The 23,212-nt window shown below is 42.4% G+C and carries 11 protein-coding genes; 7 read left to right on the top strand and 4 right to left on the bottom strand.

Translation table 11 applies throughout. The features are described 5' to 3' along the window. Positions 1 to 88 precede the first annotated feature (88 nt). From PAENI_RS15240 to PAENI_RS15230, 3 genes are all read right to left on the bottom strand, one after another. Positions 89 to 931 (bottom strand): sugar ABC transporter permease, encoded by an 843-nt coding sequence (locus PAENI_RS15240; RefSeq protein ID WP_149645876.1) that lies wholly within the window; start codon positions 929 to 931, stop codon positions 89 to 91. Continuing rightward, the gene (locus PAENI_RS15235; protein ID WP_042125830.1) at positions 928 to 2,241 is read right to left on the bottom strand and encodes a sugar ABC transporter permease; all 1,314 of its coding nucleotides are present in this window, start codon (positions 2,239 to 2,241) and stop codon (positions 928 to 930) included. The genes PAENI_RS15240 and PAENI_RS15235 overlap by 4 nt, the downstream gene beginning before the upstream one ends. Positions 2,242 to 2,348: 107 nt before the next feature. Continuing rightward, positions 2,349 to 3,683, bottom strand: coding sequence for a sugar ABC transporter substrate-binding protein (locus PAENI_RS15230; RefSeq protein ID WP_149645875.1), 1,335 nt, complete (start codon positions 3,681 to 3,683; stop codon positions 2,349 to 2,351). 783 nt (positions 3,684 to 4,466) lie between these two features. Here PAENI_RS15230 and PAENI_RS15225 point away from each other — a divergent pair. Beyond that, on the top strand, positions 4,467 to 6,212 hold the full coding sequence (locus PAENI_RS15225) for an alpha-glycosidase (protein ID WP_042186327.1): 1,746 nt from the start codon (positions 4,467 to 4,469) through the stop codon (positions 6,210 to 6,212). 169 nt (positions 6,213 to 6,381) lie between these two features. Here PAENI_RS15225 and PAENI_RS15220 read toward each other — a convergent pair whose 3' ends face one another. Then, entirely contained in the window at positions 6,382 to 14,103 is a 7,722-nt protein-coding gene (locus tag PAENI_RS15220; protein WP_149645874.1) for a pullulanase, read from the bottom strand. A 744-nt stretch (positions 14,104 to 14,847) separates the two neighbouring features. Between PAENI_RS15220 and PAENI_RS15215 the strand changes: the two genes are divergently transcribed. The 6 genes from PAENI_RS15215 to PAENI_RS15190 all read left to right on the top strand — a co-directional run bounded on the left by PAENI_RS15215 (position 14,848) and on the right by PAENI_RS15190 (position 23,208). Beyond that, positions 14,848 to 15,894: a LacI family DNA-binding transcriptional regulator gene (locus PAENI_RS15215; protein ID WP_042186323.1), complete on the top strand. Its 1,047-nt coding sequence runs from the start codon at positions 14,848 to 14,850 to the stop codon at positions 15,892 to 15,894. A gap of 223 nt (positions 15,895 to 16,117) precedes the next feature. Then, positions 16,118 to 16,774, top strand: coding sequence for a beta-phosphoglucomutase (gene pgmB / locus PAENI_RS15210; RefSeq protein ID WP_149645873.1), 657 nt, complete (start codon positions 16,118 to 16,120; stop codon positions 16,772 to 16,774). A gap of 322 nt (positions 16,775 to 17,096) precedes the next feature. Further along, complete coding sequence (locus PAENI_RS15205) at positions 17,097 to 19,415, top strand: glycoside hydrolase family 65 protein (protein ID WP_149645872.1); 2,319 nt, start codon at positions 17,097 to 17,099, stop codon at positions 19,413 to 19,415. Positions 19,416 to 19,510: 95 nt separating this feature from the next. Beyond that, entirely contained in the window at positions 19,511 to 21,193 is a 1,683-nt protein-coding gene (locus PAENI_RS15200) for a glycoside hydrolase family 13 protein (RefSeq protein WP_149645871.1), read from the top strand. 144 nt (positions 21,194 to 21,337) lie between these two features. Next, the gene (locus tag PAENI_RS15195; protein WP_188114583.1) at positions 21,338 to 22,201 is read left to right on the top strand and encodes an AraC family transcriptional regulator; all 864 of its coding nucleotides are present in this window, start codon (positions 21,338 to 21,340) and stop codon (positions 22,199 to 22,201) included. 155 nt (positions 22,202 to 22,356) lie between these two features. After that, a complete protein-coding gene (locus PAENI_RS15190; RefSeq protein WP_149645870.1) occupies positions 22,357 to 23,208 on the top strand; it encodes a DegV family protein in 852 nt (283 codons plus the stop codon). The last annotated feature ends 4 nt before the right edge of the window (positions 23,209 to 23,212 follow it).

Here is a 23,212-nt window from a genome sequence, read left to right as displayed (position 1 = left end):
TTCACTCCCTATAATGGAATAAGGGTACAGCCTTCCATTTCTGTACAAAGGCTGTACCCAGTTCATTCTTTAGTATGAAGCGAAATTGTTACCCCTTACTAGCTCCTGCAGTCAATCCATCAACAAGCAGACGTTGCAAGAATACAAACAAAATCATAATCGGGATAGAGATCAGAACAGCACCGGCAGAGAATAAGGTAAAGTTAGTATTTTGGTTCGTGTTAACCATATCCCACATTCCGACTGCGACGGTCCAGTTCTCCTTCGTCCGCAAAATAAGTCTGGCGAATATGAAATCCACCCAAGGACCGACAAATTGAGTCAGTGCCATGTAAGTGATCATAGGGCGTGACAAGGGAAGAATAACTCGCATAAAGATCCCGAAATTGCTCGCCCCGTCTATTCGAGCCGCCTCATCCAAAGAACGAGGAATCGTGTCGAGGAAACCTTTGGCGATAAAGGTTCCCCCCAGCGGTGCCCCGGCTGCATAAACGATAATCAAGGCAATATGCGTATCCAGCAAATTAAACTCCTTAAGGAGCATATAAATGGCAATCATACTCATAAAGCCAGGGAACATACCAAGGATCAGAACCGTAGATAACGCTGTTTTACGCGCTTTAAAACGGAATCTGGATACAGCATAACTGGTTAACAAGGTAAGAACTACACCGATAAGCATGGAGAATATAGCTATCTTCAATGTATTCGCATACCAAGTTCCAAACATATAGCTTGGTGACGTGAACAATTCTCTGTAGTGATCGAAGGTGAATTGCTCAGGGATAAACGATTTACTGTACAGTGATTTACCAGGCCGGAAGGAAGCAAATAGAATCCAGAGGGCCGGATAGAGGGCCGCTATCGACAAAGCAATCAAGATGATGTAGCTACCACTTAAGCGAATATAGTTCGCGATCTTTCTGCTCATTGGATCATATCCTCCTCTTTGAATGATTTCGTCCGGCGGTAATTGTACAGGGAGAATGAAGCAACAATGATAAAGATAATAATCCCTATTGCCGAAGCCATGTTGTTTTTATTCTGATCAAGTGTTAATTTGTATAGCCAGGTTACTAGCAAGTCCGTGGAACCGGCATATTGATAATCACCATTTACAGGACTACCACCTGTTAATAGGAAGATCGCATTAAAGTTGTTAATGTTACCTGCGAATTGCGTAATTAAAGTAGGCGCTGTGGAGAACAATACCATCGGTAACGTAACAATACGGAACTTCTGATAACCTGATGCTCCATCCACCTCAGCGGCTTCATACATATCCCGAGGGATTGTAGTCAGTACGCCCATAATAAGTAACATCGAGACTGGAATACCAACCCACATGTTAACAATAATTACGGTAACCTTAGCCCAGAATGGATCTGTCAGCCATGGTAATCCGCCCATTCCAAAATACCCAAGGTATTGGTTGATCGGACCGAATTGACCGTTAAATAAATTGCGCATGAGCAGCAAAGAGATTAACTGTGGTACTGCGTAAGGCACAATCAGAATAACTCTCCACATTCCTTTGAAACGAATACCTTTTTGGCTCACCAATAAGGCTACCAATAGTCCTCCGAAATATGTAGTAATCGTTGAAAGAACTGCCCATATAATCGTCCATGTTAATACACCATAAAAAGTGTGGCTCCATGTTTTGAGAACTAATAAATTTCGGAAGGTCTGAAATCCAACCCAGTCCACCAATTTAGCGGGTGGAAGATGATCAGGTGCGGAATAGTTCGTAAACGCTAGCAGGATCATGAAGATGATTGGCATGATCGTAAAGAATAGAACACCAATACCCGGCAAGACCAAGAACGTCTGAGCGAACTTATAATCCAGTATATAGCGAACACTTTGTTTAAAGGTGTTTGCCTGAAGACCGTTATCGCGTTTCTCTCCAGTCTTATAAGCATCTTTAATGTTCAAATACCAAGCGAGGATGATGATGATAAGCATTAGAATGGTAATCAAGCTTTGAATCAAAATATAGATCGAGTGATCCCCAGCTACCATCTTAGCGATGCCTTTTACTTTTACCAAACGGCTAGGGTTTTCTCCTAGTGTGACAAACCCCCATAAAGCAGTAGCAAGATTCTGAATAAAATAATAAACAGCGGCGGCTTCTACAACTAAAAACATGATTCCTTTGATGAATTGGCGGTTATATATTTGTCCCAATCCCATGAAAATCGTCGACAGTACTGCGGCCCTCGTGCGATGTCGCTGCATTTCGCTTCCGTTCTCCTCTCCGAGTGAAAATAAGAAGCTGCCCACCGCTAATCATGCGACGGGCAGCTTGATTCACTGTATGCTGTTAAGACTGTAAATTATGATCCTTATTGAGCTGCACCGTTATTCAAATCTTTGATTTGTTGTACGGCTTTGTCCATTGCAGCTTTTGGATCTGCATTCTTATCCCAAATTTCTGGAAGTGCTGCGTTTACAGGACTCCATACGTTACCCATTTCAGGAATGGAAGGCATAGGCTGGGAGCTCTTAGCTTGTGCTGCAAAAGCGGATACGAATGGATCATTTACAATTTGCGGATCAAGAAGCGCTTCGTTGTTTGTAGGAACAGAACCGATCGTTTTGTTCAGTAGCAATTGAGCATCTTTACTTGAAGCAAAATGAGCGTACAATTTAGCAGCATTCGGATATTGAGTAAACGAGTTAACTGCGAAAATTTTGATACCAGAGAATGTGATAGCTGTTTTGCCATTTACTGTAGGGATCGGTGCGATACCAAGGTTATCTCCAAGAGCTGCTTTGTATCCTCCAAGCTCCCAAGGACCTGTGATATCCATCGCTACATCACCTGAGTTGAACAAGCTGCGTTTGATATCACTATTGATATCACCGCTCTTAATTGGCAATGCTTCTTTCATTTTCGCGAATTCTTTAAGTCCTGCAACAGCTCCGTCATTAGCAAGTCCGATATCATTTTTATCTGTACCGTCCTTACCAAACAGATATCCACCATCGGAAGCGATAAACATGTAGTTGAAGTACAGGTTTCCTACTTCCCACATAATTCCGTATCTGTTCTTGGATTTATCTGTGAATGTTTTGCTGAATGCAAGAACATCGTCGAAAGACTTAGGTGCTTCTTTAACGAGTGATTTATTGTAGAACAATGCATAAGTTTCTGCTGCTCTTGGGTAGCCATACAATTCGCCTTCGTACGAAGATCCGATAATCGAAGCTTCAGTATTGCTAGCTTTTGTTTCTTCACCGAAGACGTCATTAGGAAGAACCAAGCTCGCACTTGCCGCTTTACCTAAGTTGTCGTGAGGGATAAGAACAACGTCTGCTGCTAATCCTGAAGGACCATCTTGCGTAAGTTTAGTTACTTGATCTGGTGGTGCCAACTCTTCAATCTTGACTGGAACGTTATATTTTGCTGTGAACTGCTTAGCAATTTCGTCTGCGAATGGTCTTTCTTCCTTACTTTCCCATACAACTAGAGTCGCTCCATCTTCAGGTACAATCTCATCTGTCGCTGCTGCATCTGTGCCCTCTGGCGCTGCAGTCTCTGTAGTGTTATTAGCAGCATTAGTAGCTTTTGCTGCGTTGTTACCCCCGGCATTCCCATTGTTACTCGAACCACACGCTGTAACGGACAGTGCCATAGAGACAGCAGCGGTGATAACCATCACTTTTTTTAACTTCATTACTTTAACCCCTCCCAATTTTAAAAAAGCATAAGATGATAAAATAGTAGAGCAGAAACTTGCGCAAACGATTTCAGTAAAGCTAAAAAAAAAGTTATTCTTTTAGCTCACTCCTTCTAAAGCTGCATTTAGCAGATCAAGAAAGCGCTTCATTCATGAATACATCATACAACAGTATCGTTTGTTTTTAAAAACGTTTGCACATACCATATTTGACCATTTTCCATTAATTGATAAACAATATAGGCATTTATCTCCATTTTTCACATGATATCTTTTAATTAATCGATATTTCATGTGTTTAAAAATGGAATTGCTATTTTATTTGCCCCTGATATACCACAAATTCACTTTTCCAGTAGATTTACAATTATCGGGCAGTAGAAACGCTCATATACTCAAGTGAAAATTTGTGCAATGGTTTGAACAAGAGTATTGAAAGCCCTTTTATTCCATGCTATAATCCAAATCGTTAAGAGGCAACCCAACATGCCTCCTGTTCTATATAACTAAAAGGCAATGTTACTTATGAAAGGTACAACCTCGGACAAGCTACTTCGCGGCGGTTGTGCCTCTTTGTTATGTGCAAGTTTGTCTCATCATTTGCGCATGTTGCATAAAAAACTGTGCAACCAATAACAATAGCGACATTCTAAACCCCACGCGCTGTGGTGAATTGTTCGGGAAAGTATCGCTCACAAAACTTAAGCGTATACTTTCGAGTTAGTTTTGCCGAAGCTGGTCAGGGAAGTATCGCTTACAAAACTTTAGGAGGACTTATTCATGTTACTGGAAGCTGTGTACCATCGCCCGCGGTTAAATTGGTCTTATGCCTATAATGAGAGTACGATTCACTTACGCCTCCGCGCTAAAAAAGGGGATTTAACAGAAGTATTTGCTTTTGCAGGGGATAAGTACACTTGGGATACCACGAAAGAGCTAATTCCCATGACCCTCTTCACCTCTGATGCGATGTTCGATTATTGGGAATGTGCTTCAGTTCCCATCTATCGCCGATTGAAATACGGATTCTTACTGCAAAAGGATAACGAGAAGGTTTGGATGACCGAAAATGATTTTCAAACGAACCGGCCAGAAAATCCAAACAAGCTTTTCGAGTTCCCATTTATTAACCCTGTTGATGTGTTCACTCCACCTGCCTGGGTAAAGGATGCTGTTTTCTATCAGATCTTCCCTGAACGCTTTGCAAATGGCGACCCTAGCCTTGATCCAAAAGATGTTCAGCCATGGGGAGCAGAGCCAACACCAACCAACTTTTTTGGCGGCGATCTGCAAGGGGTTATTGATCATCTGGATCATCTTAACGAGCTTGGCATCAATGCTATTTATTTCACACCACTCTTCACTGCAACTACTAATCATAAATACGATACAGAAGATTACATGAAAGTTGATCCGCATTTCGGGGATATTGCAACGTTAAAAAAACTCGTCGACCTCTGCCATAAACGTGGTATTCGTGTGCTGTTAGACGCAGTATTCAACCACTCCGGTGGAACCTTCGCTCCATTTTTAGATGTTCAGGAAAAGGGAGAAGACTCTATTTACAAAGACTGGTTCCATATTCGTGAGTTTCCGCTTCAAGTTGTAAACGGGATTCCTACTTATGATACTTTTGCCTTTGAACCACATATGCCAAAGCTTAATACCGAACATCCTGAAGTTAAAGAGTACTTACTGAAGGTCGCTGAATTCTGGATTACAGAAGTTGGAATCGATGGTTGGCGCCTCGACGTAGCCAATGAAGTAGATCATGATTTCTGGCGTGAATTCCGCAAGGTGGTAAAGCGCGCTAATCCGGAGGCCTACATTCTTGGAGAAATCTGGCATGAGTCTGCTCCGTGGCTGGAGGGTGATAAATTCGATGCCGTCATGAACTATCCCTTCACTGATGCTGTCTTAGACTTTTTTGTTCATGGTAACCTTGATGCAGAGGGGTTTGCCAACTCTATTGGTAGACAGTTATCGCGCTACCCACTGCAAGCAAGTGAAGTTGCCTTCAATCTGTTAGATAGTCATGACACTCCACGCTTACTCACGCTGGCTGCTGGGGACAAAAATAAAATGCGATTAGCTGCACTATTCCAGTTCACCTTTATGGGTACTCCTTGTATCTATTATGGCGACGAGTTCGGAATGGACGGTGAAGGTGATCCAGGTTGTCGTAAATGCATGGAGTGGAACCCTGAGAAGCAGGATCGTGATCTGTTCGAATTCTACCGTCAGCTCATTCAAATCCGCAATGAGCAACCTGCACTTCGTACGGGGACATTTACTTTCTTAGAGGCAGGTCGACAAGGCAGTAAGATAGCCTACGAGCGCCGATTGGATCTTGAGACTATAGTTGTACTGATCAATAGCGAAGAGACCGCTCAAACGTTCCGTATTGACGTAGACGAGCGAAATTGGGAGAACTTGTTCACGGCCGATACAGTGCGTGCTGAGCGTGGCAAGCTGAACGTGAAGATGCCTGCTTATGGTTTCGCTATACTTAAAGCAATCAACTAGATTTAAATGCCTTTGGCAGTATAAAACATAACAAAACAGGGTATCTCACTAGCTATGATAGCTGTGGGATACCCTGTTTTCTATTAGAGATGACTAAGAATGACTTTCACATTACTAGCCAACTACTAATACTTCGGTGCACTAACAATCAGCACACCGAAGTCCAGTTTTACTTGCTCAGTAGCGTATAAATAATCTGTGCGCTTTCGGCGCGGGTCATCCATCCTTTTGGAGCAAATTGATTGTTCTCTCTGCCTTGGAGAAGCCCTAGACCTGCTGCTGTCTTCACGTAGCTATCTGCCCACTTGCTAATGCTAGATGCATCTGCAAATGTCGTGACACCCACTGCTGGTTCGATCTTCTTACCAGACTTCACTTCAAGCGCACGGATCACCATGATAGCCATTTCCTCACGGGTAATGGAAGCATTCGGCGCAAAAGTATCCTTGCTTCGACCACTAACAATGCCCAGCTTAGAAGCTGTTGCTACGTATGATGAATACCATGCATCTGACTTGATATCAGTAAATTGAACCGGCCCTTCCGCATTTAAACCAAGTGCACGAACTAGTAATGCGGTAAATTCCGCACGACTAACATTGCTCTTCGGATTAAATTCGGTTGTCGTAACTCCTGAAACAATTTGTTTTGCAGCAAGAGACTGAATCGCATGGAATGCCCAATAAGTAGTTGGAACATCCTCAAACGACTTCACAATCTCTAATACGGCATATTTACTAAAGTGCGTGACTTGTGTAGATATCACATCTCCATTCAGCTGTCCACCTACGTACTCAAGCTCGCCATTATCGCCTAAATAGTAGATCCCCAATAGATCTTTATTCGATTGACCTTTAATCTTAAACGATATCGTGATTGGCTCATCGAACTTCTTAACTACAATCCGGGTACCATCTTTCTTCAGAATGCTAAGTCTCAGTTCAAACACATCGGAAAGCGAAGTTACGGTCCCCACCTCTTTGTTTAAACCATCGACTAATGCTTTTGTAGCAGACTGGACCAATGGTTTCAGCTCCAACAGGATTTGAGCACCTTCCGCATCCACACCTGAAGCTAAACTTGGTATTGTGCTTAACAGTTTGTTAGGGATAGTAACTAATAGATCCCCCACTTTAAATACTAGATCATTAGATCCCAATGTTTTAGCTGCTTGCAACGGTAACAATACCGCTGTCTTACCTGCAGCAATAACAATCTCTACCTTACCCTCTTTCACGTTCTTTAAGCTATCCTCACTGACAACTTGCATATCAGCAGGAGTTGTTGGGCTAACTGCCACGCTTCCAGAAGTTGGTGAATTTGTCACTTCAGGCGACGGCGTTGGTGTTGGTGTTACTTCTGGTGTCACTGTTGGTGTCGGTGTTGCTTCTGGCGACACTGTTGGTGTTGGTGTTGTTTCTGGTGTCTTCGTTGGTGTTGGCGTTGCTTCTGGTGTCTTCGTTGGTGTCGGTGTTGCTTCTGGCGACACTGTTGGTGTCGGAGTTGCCTCTGGTGACGCCGTTTGTGTTGGTGTCGGTGTTACATCCGATGCCTCTACCAGAATAACCGTACCCCCATCATCTCTACCTGGTAGATCAATGATTACTTTTTGATCTTCGGATACCGTGTATGTTTTACCGCTGTACTCATCCTTCACAGATGAATTGGCAGCAAACGGTACCGGAATCGTTGCGGATTCCTCACTTGTCTTAGTGTTAATAACCGTCACGACGTTCTCATTATCGTAAGACTTATTGAAGGCTAAATAACCTAAATCATCTGAACCTGCCAGCTTCGTGCGCGTCCCTTTGGAATACACTTTGGAGTATTTTGCACGGATATTCAACAGCTTCTGATAATGATCATGAAGTGGCTTTTCTGCAGTCAACTGATCCCAAGGCATATCTTTACGGTTCTCACTGAACTCACCTTTAGACATGTCTCCTGCATTTTTGCCCGATTTCCCCAGTTCTTCTCCGTAGTAAATGACTGGCTGTCCCTTGGCTGTGATTTGCAGAGCGGCTGCGATCTTCAGCTTGCCTTTATCTCCATCCACATAATTAGACAAGAAGCCATCCTCATCATGACTACTCAGGAATTGAGCCATCATCTTCGTGTTATCAATCTTTAACTCTCGTTCCTGCAAATAGGAATCAACACTGTTAACTTTACCATCAGTAAAGTCTTTCGCAGCATCATTAAATCCAAAATCAAGCAGTCCGTCCATCTGGCCTGTTTCGAGCATTCCACCATTGCTATCAATGGTTCCGCCAAAGTATTCACCGGTCATTTTGAAGTTTGGATCAATTGAAGTCAGTGCATTTTTAAATGCTTTCCAAGTTGTATCTTCTACATGTTTGACTGTATCCACACGGAAATAGTCAATCGTGTCTCCACGTTCCGTCCGAGCGTTATCTAACCACCCTGTTTGCCAAGCGATAATTTTTTCACGAACGGCTGGATCTTCCGTTTTGAAATCCGGCAAGCCTGCAAGCTCGCCTTTGATTGGATCTGTATCCGCGGATACACCATCCGTACGAAGCATTCCTTCAAAACGTGCTTTATCCTCAGCTGTAATCGTCGGCTCTTTATCCTCAGCCTTTAAACCGTAGCCCGTATGATTGAGTACAACGTCGACCATGATCTTGATGCCCTTGTCATGTGCCTTTTCGATCAATTCCTTGAAGGTCTCCATATCACCAAGATGCTCGTCGAGCTTTGTAAAGTCCTTGGCCCAATAGCCATGATATCCGTATTGTTTGAAGCCATCACCTTTATTAAAATCAATATTATCTACAATTGGCGTAATCCAAAGCGTGTTAATACCAAGTTCTTGCAAATAATCGAGATTGTCGATCATTCCTCGGAAATCACCACCGTGGTATGCTTCCAGTTGATCTTTATCTACATTCTCATTATTTGTTGGATCTCCGTCTTTGAAGCGGTCTGTAAGCGCGAAGTATATACGAGCCTCATCCCAATCAAAATCCAGCTTATCTCCTGTGTAGGTTCTCGCTTTTACCTCGAGTTTAGCATTTTCTTTATGTGAATTTCCGTACTGGTCCACGAGCGTAATCGGAATATTTTTGATCCCCGCTGACACCGTGTCCTTCACAGCAACTGTCTGTTTCATCAGCCCCGTATCCAACTTAACTTTGCTTGGTCCACCAAGATTGGTTAAATCCATGTATCCCTCTGAATATGTTACCTCTTCTGAAGTCACTACATTGATGGTTACAACCGCATTCTGATTAGATGTAACTGCTTCCGGATTCACGGATGTCGTAATCTTAACGTCAGGAATATGATACACAACAATAGATTCATCATTCACTGTATTCTTAGGATCTGTAAATTCAGTAGTGATTCCGTTTTTCGTGATCAAGAACGTATACTTATACGTACCTTCTACTAAATCAGTCAAAGTGTAAGTGAACCACTCGTTAGCGGAATCATAAACCATTGGATATGTTTTTCCATTCACTTTTACTTTAGCAGCCGTGATCGCTTCCATATTTCCATTACGGAACAAGGCATCATCGCGATATCTAAAAGTAATCGTTCCATCCTTAAGGATAGGACCGCTAATACTTGGTTTGATATCAAACTCCTTCACCCCGCTAGTTACATTCACTTTAGTGAATAATTCACCAGGCGTCAGCGGAATGATACGGTCATCCCCGTAGGGGTCCTTAATCGACCAATCGGTACCTTTACGAAGGACGAACCCTACACTTGTCGCATTCTCAGCAACCTCAATCAAAACACTCGCTGTGCCATTCTTAAAGGTTGTAAAATCAATCTGATCATTTTTAACTCCTGTATTCCAGACCCAGATGTTCCAATCCTTATAATCCTTATCACTACGGGTATAAGTGAACAGAACATATCTCTTATCCGTAACCTTAACTGTAACGGTTGTAGAAATACCGCCATAAGTAATGGTAATTACAGCTGTTCCATTACCAATTGCCTTCACTTGACCTTTATTGGTTACTGTAGCCACTTCAGGCTTATTGGAAGTGTAAGTAGCCAATTGCGTAACATTTCTTCTGCTGTTGTCGTCGTACTTCGCAAAAACAGCTGTTTGATGCGTATTGCCTGCTGCCAGCGTGTAGCTTGCACTATCGGTCTCTATAGAAGTAAGCGTAGCGGCTTCAGCTTCCATTTTGATAATTACTGCAGTCAAAGGATCTAGCTTGATTGAATTAGCATTTAAAATGAAACCACTCTGTTGACTAACCGCAGTAACACCAGCTTCATCATTGTCAACAAGCACCTGACCACTCGTCAAATCCTCCGATAAAGTCAGAGTTCTAGCTGTGCTATCGCCATTCATGAAGACATAATAGATACCTGTGCCATCAGTAGCTTTGTTTGAATAGCCAATGACAAGATCATCGGTCTTCATTTCTGGTGCAGGAATTAGGTTAACATTGGAATCAACCAGATCCTTGTCGCCCAATCGGAATGCATCGGTAGACTTTCTCAATTCCATCAGACCTGACGTATATTTTCTTGTCGTATTCTGTACTGGGAATTGTGATTCATCCGTTGCTTTAGTCCAATCAAACATGTTGACAGCATCCGAAGAATCATACGAATCATGAATAAAATAACCAAAGGATTTGCCTTCACTATCAAACATTTCAGTGTATTTATCCTGAGGAATCGAAGTGCTATTCCATTGCTTGGTACGCCCATATTCCTGGCCTGCATGAATGAAGGCAGTGCCTTGGGAGGTTAGAACAAGCATGTTTCCAAGTCTAATCCGTTTCTGGATTTCAAGCTCATTCTTCTCAATGGCAGGATCTTTCTTGATCGTTTGTGCAATAACATCGTGCAGCGTCAGGTTATCATGCGCTTCGATGTACGGAACGATATCACCTGGATCATCAGCAGGCGTATTTGAGGGCTCCGCCTTAATATTGTTAAAGATTGTCGCTATTGGACGCGCTCCGCCTGTAATAAATCTAGGTTGACCTTCGGAACCATAACCAGATTTCAATTCATTACGGAATTCATCAGAGAAAACACCGACGCTATCCGTTTTATCCATCCAGTCCTGATCTGCCCCTTTTCCAGCAAGGGAAGGATCGGCTGCGGCACCGCCGAATGTTCTCCAGCCTTCACCGATAAAAAGTGCCTTCGGATTTATTGCTGCCGCGGCATCATAAGCATTCTGAACAGCCTCTGCTGTCGCATCGCCCATCATATCCCAGCGCATTCCATCTATCTTGTACTCTTCAAACCAGTATTTCACGGAATCTACCATCAGTTTCTCAGCCATTTTATGGTTAGTGGCCAGATTGTTTCCGAAACCTCCGATAAAGTTGCCATTTGCATCTTGGAATGCGTAGTAATTAGGTACGATGTCGTTTAAAAATTCTTTTTTAGCCATATGTGTGTACACTACATCCAGAATGACACCCATTCCAGCTTCATGTACGGCGTCAATCAATCCTTTTAATTCTTTAATCCGCTCCTCAGGATCAGCAGGTTTCTGCGAATAAGCACCATCTGGAGAGAAGTAGTTGTGAGGATCATATCCCCAGTTGTATTCATTGTTTTTAGCGGAATAATCTGTTTCTCTAGTCCCCATCTTCGTTTCGTCCCCGTAATACCAAGCCATTACAGGAAGCAATTGAATATGAGTTACACCGAGAGATTTAATATAATCGAGCTTCTTTTCAAAGGCGCTGTAAGAGCCCCATCTTTCGCCACTCAGACTATCTTCGATCGATACATCGGATGTAAAGTCTCTGACGTGGACTTCATAAATGATTGCGTCCTCGCGTTTTTCGTAGCCTTTAATATCTGCATAACCAAAGGTATCCGGGTTCGTCTGGCTTAAATCAACGATAGCCGCTTTACCGACTGTATCCCCGCCAGCACCAGCTGCACCTGTGGTATCCATAGTAAATACCGCCATTGATTTAGCATAAGGATCAAGGACCTTATTGGTTACACCGTCATTCGTCACTTCATATTGATAAAAGAATCCTCTTACATCGTTTGTAGTCGTGCCTGTCAAATCAGTCGGCTTCAAATCAACCGACCAGACCCCTTGATCTCCACTCGTTAAGTCAACACTGCCCACAAGCACGTTGGAGTCATTCTTATCGTACACATTTACGACAACCGAGCTAGCTTTAGGAGCCCACAATTTTAACGTGGCTGTTTTGTCAGCGTTGTACGTAGCCCCTAGATCATCTCCTGTATAATTGTACATTTCATCAAGCATTCTCCAACCACTAGCCGCAGAGACCGTTTTGCCTGAATAAGTAACGCTAAGCGGAACTTTATCCAGATCAAAGGCTTTTGTATCAACTTCAATTGAAGTTTTGCTAGTAATGGTTACAGCCGATACAGGAATAGCAACACCGTCTTTATCTTTAACGGTAATCTCATTCTTCAATGCTGCTGCATCCAAGCCGTCAGTTAACGTGAAACCAAGAAGGATTTTGCTCGTCGACAACACTTCAGCAGATACTAAACCGATAGGTGTTTCACCAAATGGTGAAACATATACATTGTTGTCTCCTTCTTTTATCCACAGCTGATTGTAACGATCCAGTAGAGTAAATCCTTTGTCACCGCCGTCTTTATTATCGCCATTCAACGGGTTCACTACGAGAAACCCAATTTTTTTCGCAGCTTCTTTCAATGGAATATCAATATAAGCACCAAAGCGACCTACTTGATCTGCTTGGAATGGAACTGCATCTTTAGGCCAATCCTTAAGTGAAACTGCAACATCTTCCCACAACCATAATCCATACTGACTTTGATTGGAATCTGATCTCATATAATGGATCCGAACGGTATTTGCCGGAAGCTTGACCGGTTCATAAGGCGTAACTACATCAGAGCCTTCTGTGATCCATACTTCATTAGTTTGTGGAGTATTAATCGAGAAGTTCTTATCTCCTCCATCTTTAGCACCACTTGCACGCTGAAGTGCAATAAATGAGATTTTCTTAGCCCCATCCTTAATCGGCACATCAACATATGCACCATAGGAATCCATTTGTCCTTCAGGGAAAGGGGTCGCACCCATAGCCCAATCATCAGAAGGATTTACAACATCACCCCATAACCACAATCCCTTATCGGTGTAATCACTAGCTTTGTAGTGAACACGAATGTGCCCTGCTGGAACAGGTGTAACCTCTACAGGTTCAGTAGGGATTTTATATTCTGCGGTCACACTGTGATCTGCAGTATTGTACTTGAAGGTTACCTTAAGATCTAACGGTAGGCTCAACGCTAGATCGCTTTCTGGATAAGACATATCCTCTGCTTCTGTGGCTCCTGGAACAGAAACCTTATATGTGTAATCTCCCTGAGGCACAGTAACAACTGTACTGTACACACCATCAAAATCAGGATCTGTTAATGTGGACAACGCCTCTGCTGGCAGGTTTCCTGTCAATTTAGGCGTAATTGGCGTGTAATACGTAGAATCAGCTATTTTATGAGTGATGTCATTATAATAAAAGGTTACAGTCGTTTCTTCTTCTAACTTTATGTGGATATTCTCTCCATCATTTTTCCCTTGAGGGTTTGTATACTTTGCAAATCCATAGTTCTCATCCCAACTATCATTCAGAGCAACCTTGTAATTATATTCTTTCGCTGGCAGTGTTCCAGTAAAAGAATAAAGACCATCGCCTGAGTAAGTCATTTGAGTGACTACTGATGTCTCATCCCAATCCTTGCCGGGATTTTCCGCCCCAGTAGAAATAAACTGTGATTGCAAATCACCGACCAAAACTACCTTTGTCGTTTCTGCTGAAACCTTAACTGGGTGTAAGCCGAGACTGGAGAACACAAGAGCAACGATCATGAAGATCGCGAACGTCCTCTTACCCCATAAATTTATTTTCATTTTTGTAAAACCTCCCATAATTATGAATTCTCTTTGTGCAAGCGGATACATAATTTCTCGAACCCCGCCAATTATTCTGAGGTTATGAAATCATGCGTCTTCCTTCTGTGGTTGGAGAAGGTCTATGTGTGCGGCTCGTCAAACCGGATTAACAGCATCATCCTCCCATCAAAGTTAAAGATCAACACCAAAACCATGAATTTAGTGCAAACGTTTGCAAATAGTCGTGCACAAACCTAAGTACATAAAATTCATTCCTTAACACAATTGATATCGATCCAAAATCGCCCAATGTAAACGCTTGCTATATTTTGATTTACATACTAATGCTGTATTTATGGTATTGTCAACCAGTATTTTTATGTGTTTAACGAACTCAAATTATCATAAAAGTAAAAATAAAGAAAAGTAAACCTGATAATCCCATTTAGGATTTATCCCTTTTTTTGAATGTCTCTCTAATTCCATTCCTCGAATCGAATTGTTCCAAAAAATTTAAGCCACACGTTTGCATTTACGAAATGCTCCTCTCGAAGAAATTGGATATCTTTTATACATATTAAGATCAATCTTGCTAAATCATTCATACTTTTTTGGTGAAAACAAACAATTTTACACATAAATTTCTAATACTCTTTCCAAAAGTAGCAATATTGCCCTTCCAAATGACTTTATCTATTTACAATTTAGAACTCTTAGATTAATATTACTGTGTAAAGCAAACGGTTCCATAAGGAGGTTTCTATGACAGTTACCATTAAGGATGTGGCCAAGAAAGCGGGAGTATCTCCCTCCACGGTATCCCGGGTATTGTCCAATCACCCCAGAATCAGCCTGGAAACTTCCCGCAAGGTCAAAGCTATTATGGAAGATATGGGCTATACACCTAACATGATGGCTAAGAGTCTAGTATCGAAAACTACAAATAGCATATGCTTCAGTCTTCCTAAACCAGCTGAAGAGCTGTTCTCAAATCTATTTTTTATGGAATTAATCCGAGGGATCGTTACACAAGCTAGCCGTTCCGGCTACGACGTGTTAATTAGCTCCGGAGCAAACGAGAAGGAAGAATTGGAAGCCGTTTCAAGACTTCTAAAGGGTCGTCGAGTAGATGGTGTTATTCTGCTTTACTCTCGTACAGATGATGCTGTTATTGATTTTCTAGAGAGTAACGATTATCCATTCGTACTGGTAGGCCGAAGTGATCGATATGAGAATATTTTATCTGTCGATAACGATAATGTGATGGCAGCATATGATGCTACAAACCACCTCATTTCAATGGGTCATGAACGTATTGGCTTCGTAAGTGGACCGCCTAATCTAATTGTTTCTCGCGATCGTCTCGCAGGATACCGTAAAGCACTGCTGAATAGCGGTCTTGAAATGCGTGATGAATGGATTGTAGAAGGTGAATTTCTACAGGATAGCGGATATAGAGCGATGTCTTTTTTCATGAATTTGCCTAATCGGCCTACTGCTCTAGTTGCAGTGGATGATATGGTATCGTTCGGAATTTTACGTGGATTGAATGAGCTGAAATACAAAGTGCCTGACGATCTCGCTATTGTGAGCTTTAACAATATTCCATTATCTGAATTATCCAGCCCTCCGATCAGTAGTATTGATATTGGAATTTATCATCTTGGCTACACTGCATCTCAGGTACTTATTCAGAATATCAAGAGTCCGAATCACGATGCTGGTTATACAAACCGATTTGTTATTCCACATCGCTTGATCGTGAGAGAGTCATCCATGTACTCACATGCTAAGAACAAAACCGAATGAATAAGTGAAGCGATCAACGCTTCATTTATTTTTTGAAAATCTGTACAAACGTTTGCGCTAAATTACTAAAACTTCTTGATCCAGTTCTTTTCAGGGTGAATATTCGAATCTGAGGTTAAGATAAACTTAACATCTTTAGCAAAGCTTATACGAATTGAAAGCAAATTCAGATACGATTACCCAATGGATCACGATACTGTCACAAATTTTAGGAGGTACTACAATGACGGAAATTAAAGCCTGCTTGTTCGATTTGGATGGTGTTATCGTTGATACTGCCAAATACCATTATATCGCATGGAAAGAGCTTGCAGATGGATTAGGGTTTCTCTTCACAGAACAAGATAACGAACGCCTTAAAGGAGTTAGCAGAACTGCCTCGCTAAATATTTTGCTGGAAATCGGCGGACTAACTATCGATGAAGAAGAGAAAGCTAAGCTTGCGGAACAAAAGAATAATCGATATGTCGAATATATTGCGAAAATGGACAGCTCAGAGATTTTGCCAGGTGCACTTGATTTTCTGAAAGAGTGCCGTGAGAATGGCATCAAAGTTGCCCTCGGTTCTGCTAGTAAGAACGCAATGACGATATTAAATAATACCGGATTGACCCCTTACTTTGATGCAATCATCGATGGCACACACACAAGTGCTGCTAAACCTGATCCGGAAGTTTTTCTTTTAGGAGCTAGAGCACTTGGCGCTGATCCTAAACACTGTGTTGTCTTCGAAGATGCAGAAGCAGGAATTGAAGCTGCGTCGCGTGCTGGAATGTTCAGCGTTGGTATTGGTTCACCGGAAACGCTCAATGCGGCGAACATCGTTGTTCCATCGCTCGCTCATATGAGTGTGTCACAACTCAAAAAATCTTTTGCTTAAAGTCTAACGAACATTAATCAACTGAAAGTGTTAATGTGATTCGCCCTGCTACATCTAACCTACAATCAAATGAACTAAGTATTAATCATTAGATTTCTGGTGATGAGGTGACGGAGAGGAATTTTGGAACTGTAGAAGCGTAGCGTTCGCCTTTATAATCAGATTTCATCCGCAAAACGCGGCTAAAATATAGAAATCTGATTATAACAGCGATCGAAAGTCCAAAGATTCCTCGCAGTCGCACTTATACCACCGGAATTTTAATGGAAGAATGATTTGTTCATTATATATCCCCACAACATATTTAAAGGAGCCGGTTATCGTGAAACAATATTTAACAATTGATGAATGGTCCATTATTGAAGAATCCTTTGATCCACAGACACAAGAAATCTCTGAAAGTGTATTTAGCCTTGGCAACGGATTTATGGGTGGTCGAGCTAATTTTGAAGAGCAATATAGTGGAAGTAGCCTACAAGGCAGCTACATGGCGGGCGTTTACTATCCTGACAAAACACGGGTCGGCTGGTGGAAGAACGGCTATCCTGAATATTTTGCTAAAGTACTGAACAGCACGAACTGGATCGGTATTAATATCGACATTGAAGGAACTCCTTTAGACCTGGCAAAATGTACGGTTTCCGATTTCCGTCGTGTTCTTAACATGAAGGAAGGTACGCTTTCCCGTTGTTTCACTGCCACACTCGAAGATGGTAAGGAAGTTAAAGTTGAGAGTATCCGATTCGTCAGCATGACTCGTCAAGAAATCGGTGCTATTCGTTACTCCATCATTCCTGTGAATTTCTCAGGCAAGATTACGATCACTCCTTATCTCGACGGTGACGTGAAGAACAAGGATTCCAACTACGACGAGAAATTCTGGAATGAAGTTGAGAAGCAAGCAGGCACTGAAGGTGGACACCTCACCCTTAAGACTAAAAAGCTCGATTTCCATGTAACCTCTGCTATGGCTTTTGATATCCTTGTCAACGGTGAGAAAGTCAACGCTGATGCTGAAGCCATTGAACAAGAGAAATATGTAGCCAGCAAAATGAATGTATCCGTACAATCTGGCGATCAAGTCGTCATTTATAAATATGTTGCTAACGTAACCTCGCGTAATCACGGTCTTGGACAATTGGTCGATGCCGCTCAAACTGCTTTGCAAGCTGCTAAGGAAGCTGGTTTTGTAACCCTTCTGACAGAACAAATAGAAGCTTGGAGAGAGAAATGGAAAGAAAGCGACATCATTATTGAAGGTGACGTTTCGGCACAACAAGCGATTCGCTTCAATATTTTCCAGCTAAACCAAACCTACAATGGTGAAGATGACCGTCTGAACATTGGACCTAAAGGCTTTACAGGTGAAAAATACGGCGGCAGCACTTACTGGGATACAGAGGCGTATTGCGTTCCCTTCTATCTCAGTACAGCAGACTCCTCTATTGCTCGCAACCTGTTGATCTACCGTTACAAGCATTTGGAGAAGGCTAAGGAAAATGCTCGTAAGCTTGGTTTCGCAAAAGGCGCATTGTACCCAATGGTTACAATGAATGGCGAAGAGTGCCACAATGAGTGGGAAATTACATTTGAAGAAATTCACCGTAACGGTGCTATTGCTTATGCGATTTACAACTATGTGAACTACACAGGAGACAAAGCTTATCTTGGTCAATATGGCCTTGAAGTTCTGGTGGAAATCTCCCGCTTCTGGGAAGAACGTGTTCACTATGCAAATCGTAAAGACAAATACGTGATGCTTGGCGTAACGGGACCTAATGAATATGAAAATAACGTAAATAATAACTGGTACACCAACCGGATGGCTTCCTGGACTATGGAATATACCTTAGAAGCTCTGGATTATCTGAAAAAGAACGAATCCACACGCTATGCAGAACTAGTTGATAAACTAGGACTCCAAGAGAGCGAAACTGCAAAATGGAATGATATCATTGCCAAAATGTATTATCCTGCAGATGAAGAACTGGGTATCTTCTTGCAACAAGATGGCTTCCTAGATAAAGAGATTATTCAAGTCAAGGATCTGGCAGCTGAGAACCTGCCGCTAAATCAAAAATGGTCTTGGGATCGTATCCTTCGTTCTTGCTTCATTAAACAAGCAGACGTTCTGCAGGGATTATATTTCCAAGGGGACCGCTACGATCTGGATACCAAAAAACGGAATTTCGACTTTTACGAGCCGATCACTGTTCATGAGTCCTCCCTATCCCCTTGTATCCACTCTATTCTAGCCAGCGAACTAGGATATAAGGATAAGGCTTATGAAATGTACTTGCGTACTTCAAGACTGGATCTTGATAACTATAACAATGATACCGAAGACGGCTTACACAGCACTAGTATGGCCGGAACTTGGATGTCAATCGTACATGGCTTCGGCGGATTACGTGTTCATGATGGCAGACTGACTCTGAGCCCATCGAACCCAGGTCACTGGACAGCGTACTCTTTCAAAATCATGTTCCGCGGCTCCCGTCTAAAAGTAAGCGTTTCGGACGCACAGGTTACGGTTACGAATGAAACTGATATTCCAGCTTCTATTACTATCTATGACAAAGAATATACCGTGAACGGACTAAGCAGCATCACTGCTGACAGCAATTCCGTCACAGTATAAACCGACACCACAAGAGACCCCTTTGAAGCCAATAGCTTTTTAGGGTCTCTTTATTTTTTTCCTAAATGGATAACTTATATAAGGAGTGATTATTAATGAAAAGAACCTTTTGGAAGGAAGCTGTCGTTTATCAAATTTATCCACGCAGCTTTCAAGATAGTAATGGTGACGGTATTGGAGATCTGCAAGGCATCATTTCACGTCTGGATTATTTGCAGAAGCTCGGTGTCGATGTAGTTTGGTTGTCACCAGTATATAAATCGCCAAATGATGATAATGGTTATGACATCAGCGATTACGAAGATATTATGGATGAGTTCGGCACGCTAAAAGACTGGGAGGAACTACTGACTGGACTGCATGATCGTGGCATTAAGCTAATGATGGATCTTGTAATCAACCACTCTTCTGATGAACATCAATGGTTCGTAGAGTCCCGTTCGTCAAAAGATAATCCATACCGTGATTACTACATATGGCGTCCAGGTGGACCGAATGGCGAACGTCCAAACAATTGGAGTTCCATATTCAGCGGTCCGGCTTGGGAACTAGATGAGACTACCGGTGAATACTATCTACATCTGTTCTCACGCAAGCAACCGGATCTCAACTGGGACAATCCAAAGCTGCGCGATGAATTATACAAGATGATTACCTTCTGGCTCGACAAGGGTGTGGATGGATTGCGGATGGACGTCATTAATTTAATTTCTAAAGCAGAAGGGCTACCTTCCTTCCAAATCGAGGGCGAGGCGCCAGAGGAACTTGCTTGGGGTGGCGATTACTTTATGAATGGCCCCCGAGTCCATGAGTTTTTACATGAAATGAACCAAAAGGTTCTTTCAAGCTATGATATTATGACCGTCGGGGAAACGCCAGGGGCTTCAGTAGAGGATGCCGTTCTTTACACAGACGAAGATCGTGAAGAACTTCAAATGGTATTCCAATTCGAGCATATGGACGTAGATTCCGGCCCAGGAGGCAAATGGGATGTAGCCCCATGGACATTAACTAAACTGCGCGACATCCTTCACAAATGGCAGGTCGGTCTGGCTGACAAGGGTTGGAATAGTCTGTACTTAAACAATCATGACCAGCCGCGTATGGTTTCACGATTTGGTGATGATGGGAAGTACCGCGTAATATCTGCCAAAATGCTCGCTACCTTACTACATACACTTAAAGGCACCCCTTATATTTACCAAGGTGAAGAAATTGGGATGACGAATGTAAAATTCACAACGCTGGAAGATTATAAAGACATCGAAATTCTGAATATGTACCGTGAAAAAGTAACTGAGGGTGGCGCAGATCATGAAACGATTCTGAACGCTATCCATGTCAAAGGCCGAGACAACGCCCGTACCCCAATGCAATGGGATGCATCTGCTAATGCTGGATTTTCAGAAGGAGAACCATGGCTCAAAGTAAATCCGATTTACAAGGAAATTAATGTGGAGCAAGCATTGGCGGATTCTGATTCAATCTTCTACTACTACCAGGAACTAATAGCTTTACGCAAAAAGAACCCGATTATGGTATATGGAGAATATAAGCTACTGTTGCCTGACCATGAGAACCTTTATGCTTATACAAGAACTTTAGAGGATGAACAATGGCTGATCCTGCTGAACTTCAACGAGGCTCCTCAAACCGTTGATCTCCCCGCTGAGCTGAGCACCGTTACTGATTTAATTATTGGAAATTACCCGGATGAATCACCAACACGAGAAATTCTGCGTCCTTACGAAGCAAGAGTGTACAGATTACAAAGCTGACTCTCTCCACCTTCCTGAGTTATACTATATAGGATGATTTTGTTAAGATCATTCTTCCATCAGCAACCTGTCATTAGAGAGCAAGGAATAACAGGATTTGCAAATGTTGGCATGATAGTATGAACTCAAAGGGAGATGGCAGGCTTGGAATGGCTTATCCGCATGAAAGAAGCTTTAGATTATATGGAGAGCAAAATGGAGGAAACCTTTAATATAGAAGATATAGCAAAGGTTGCTTATTCCTCCCCTTTTCATTTCCAGCGTATGTTCTACATGCTCACCGGAGTATCAGTCAAAGACTATATCCGTAAACGGAAACTAACTCTGGCGGCACAGGAACTCGCTATTTCTAAAGTTAAGGTGCTAGATGTCTCATTAAAATACGGATATGACTCTCCCGAGTCGTTTGCCAAAGCATTCCGCAAAGCACATGGAATTACTCCTTCTGCTGCGCGGGAGTCAGGGGTACAGCTCAAAGCCTTCCCTAGACTCTCCTTCCATCTATCACTGAAGGGAGATAAAGAAATGGACTACAGAATTGAGACAAGAGACGCTTTTAATGTTATCGGACTAGTAGAGGAAATGACAACGAAAGATGGGGAGAATTTACGCCGTATCCCCCAGCTGTGGATTGAAGCTAACGAAAATGGTACGTCGGATAAGCTGATTGAGATCGGTGTTGATAAGGACATCCTTGGTATTTGTAAAGATTTTAATCACGAAAAAGAAACCTTCTCCTATTGGATTGCTGTCGAAGCCTCTCCAGAGACGGACGCTCAGGGCTTTGCTTCTACGACGATACCAGCTGCGAGTTGGGCTGTGTTCACCTCAGTAGGGCCAATGCCGAATGCTATTCAGCAAGCATGGTCACGGATCTTTCAGGAGTGGTTCCCTGCAACAGGCTATGAGCATACAGGAGGACCCGAGTTTGAGCTATACCTTCCGGGAAGACCTGATGCAGAGGATTATCGCTGCGAGATCTGGATACCGGTTATGAAAAAAAATTAATGCTTACTTAGACTATTCGGAATTCCGGATAGTCTTTCTTTCTTTCAGAATTTCTACGATTTCATTTTGAGAATCGGCTTAATCTTGGTATAATAAATAGATTATATGATTCAATAATGACTATTGTCGTCCGATTATCGGTGAAGGAGAAATTCATGTCTACTGTAAAAATATTTTCAGACAGCACTTCCGATTTGCCTCAAGGCTGGAAGGATACTTTTAATATCGGCATCGTTCCCCTTTACGTAGTGTTTGAAGAAGGAACCTACAAAGATGGTGAAGATATCACACCAGAAGAAGTGTATCGCCGTGTCGCAGCAAGCGGAGTATTGCCAAAGACAGCCGCGCCTTCGCCAGCTGACTTTATCGCCGCTTTTCATCCGGTAATTAGCCGTGGAGATGATATTGTATATATCAGTCTCTCCTCATCACTATCCTCTACATATCAGAATGCACTTTTGGCTGCTGGGGAATTCCCAGAGGGGCGTGTACAGGTTATTGATTCACAGACCTTATGTGGAGGCATCGCTCTTCTCGTTATGAAAGCTGTCAGAGCCGCTGAAAAAGGTTACAGTGCCATTGAGATTGCAGCTATGCTGAAGCAGAGTCGTAATCTTGTAGAAACAGAATTCGTGGTAGATACGCTAGATTACTTATATATGGGTGGACGCTGTTCAGGTATGCAGAATTTCATCGGTAGTCTGCTAAAAATTCGTCCTGTTCTTAGACTTGTAGACGGCAGCATCGTACCTACTAGTAAAATTCGTGGCAAAAAAGAAAAAGCCGTGGAACAAATGCTCCAGAACGCCTTGATTAACATCGATCGGATGGATAAAGAGCTGCTCATCGTTGTTCATACCTTAGCGGAAGAAGATGCTCGCTATCTAGAGACAGCGATACGAGAGAAAACTCAAGTGAATGAGATCGCTATCCTCAACGCAGGTTGTGTTATTGGTAGCCATTGTGGTCCACATACTGTAGGTCTCATGTATATGCTTCAAGATTAATAAT

The sequence above is a fragment of the Paenibacillus sp. B2(2019) genome (genome assembly GCF_008370385.1).
GTDB lineage: Bacteria > Bacillota > Bacilli > Paenibacillales > Paenibacillaceae > Paenibacillus_AQ.
This window is presented reverse-complemented; position numbering and strand designations above follow the sequence as displayed.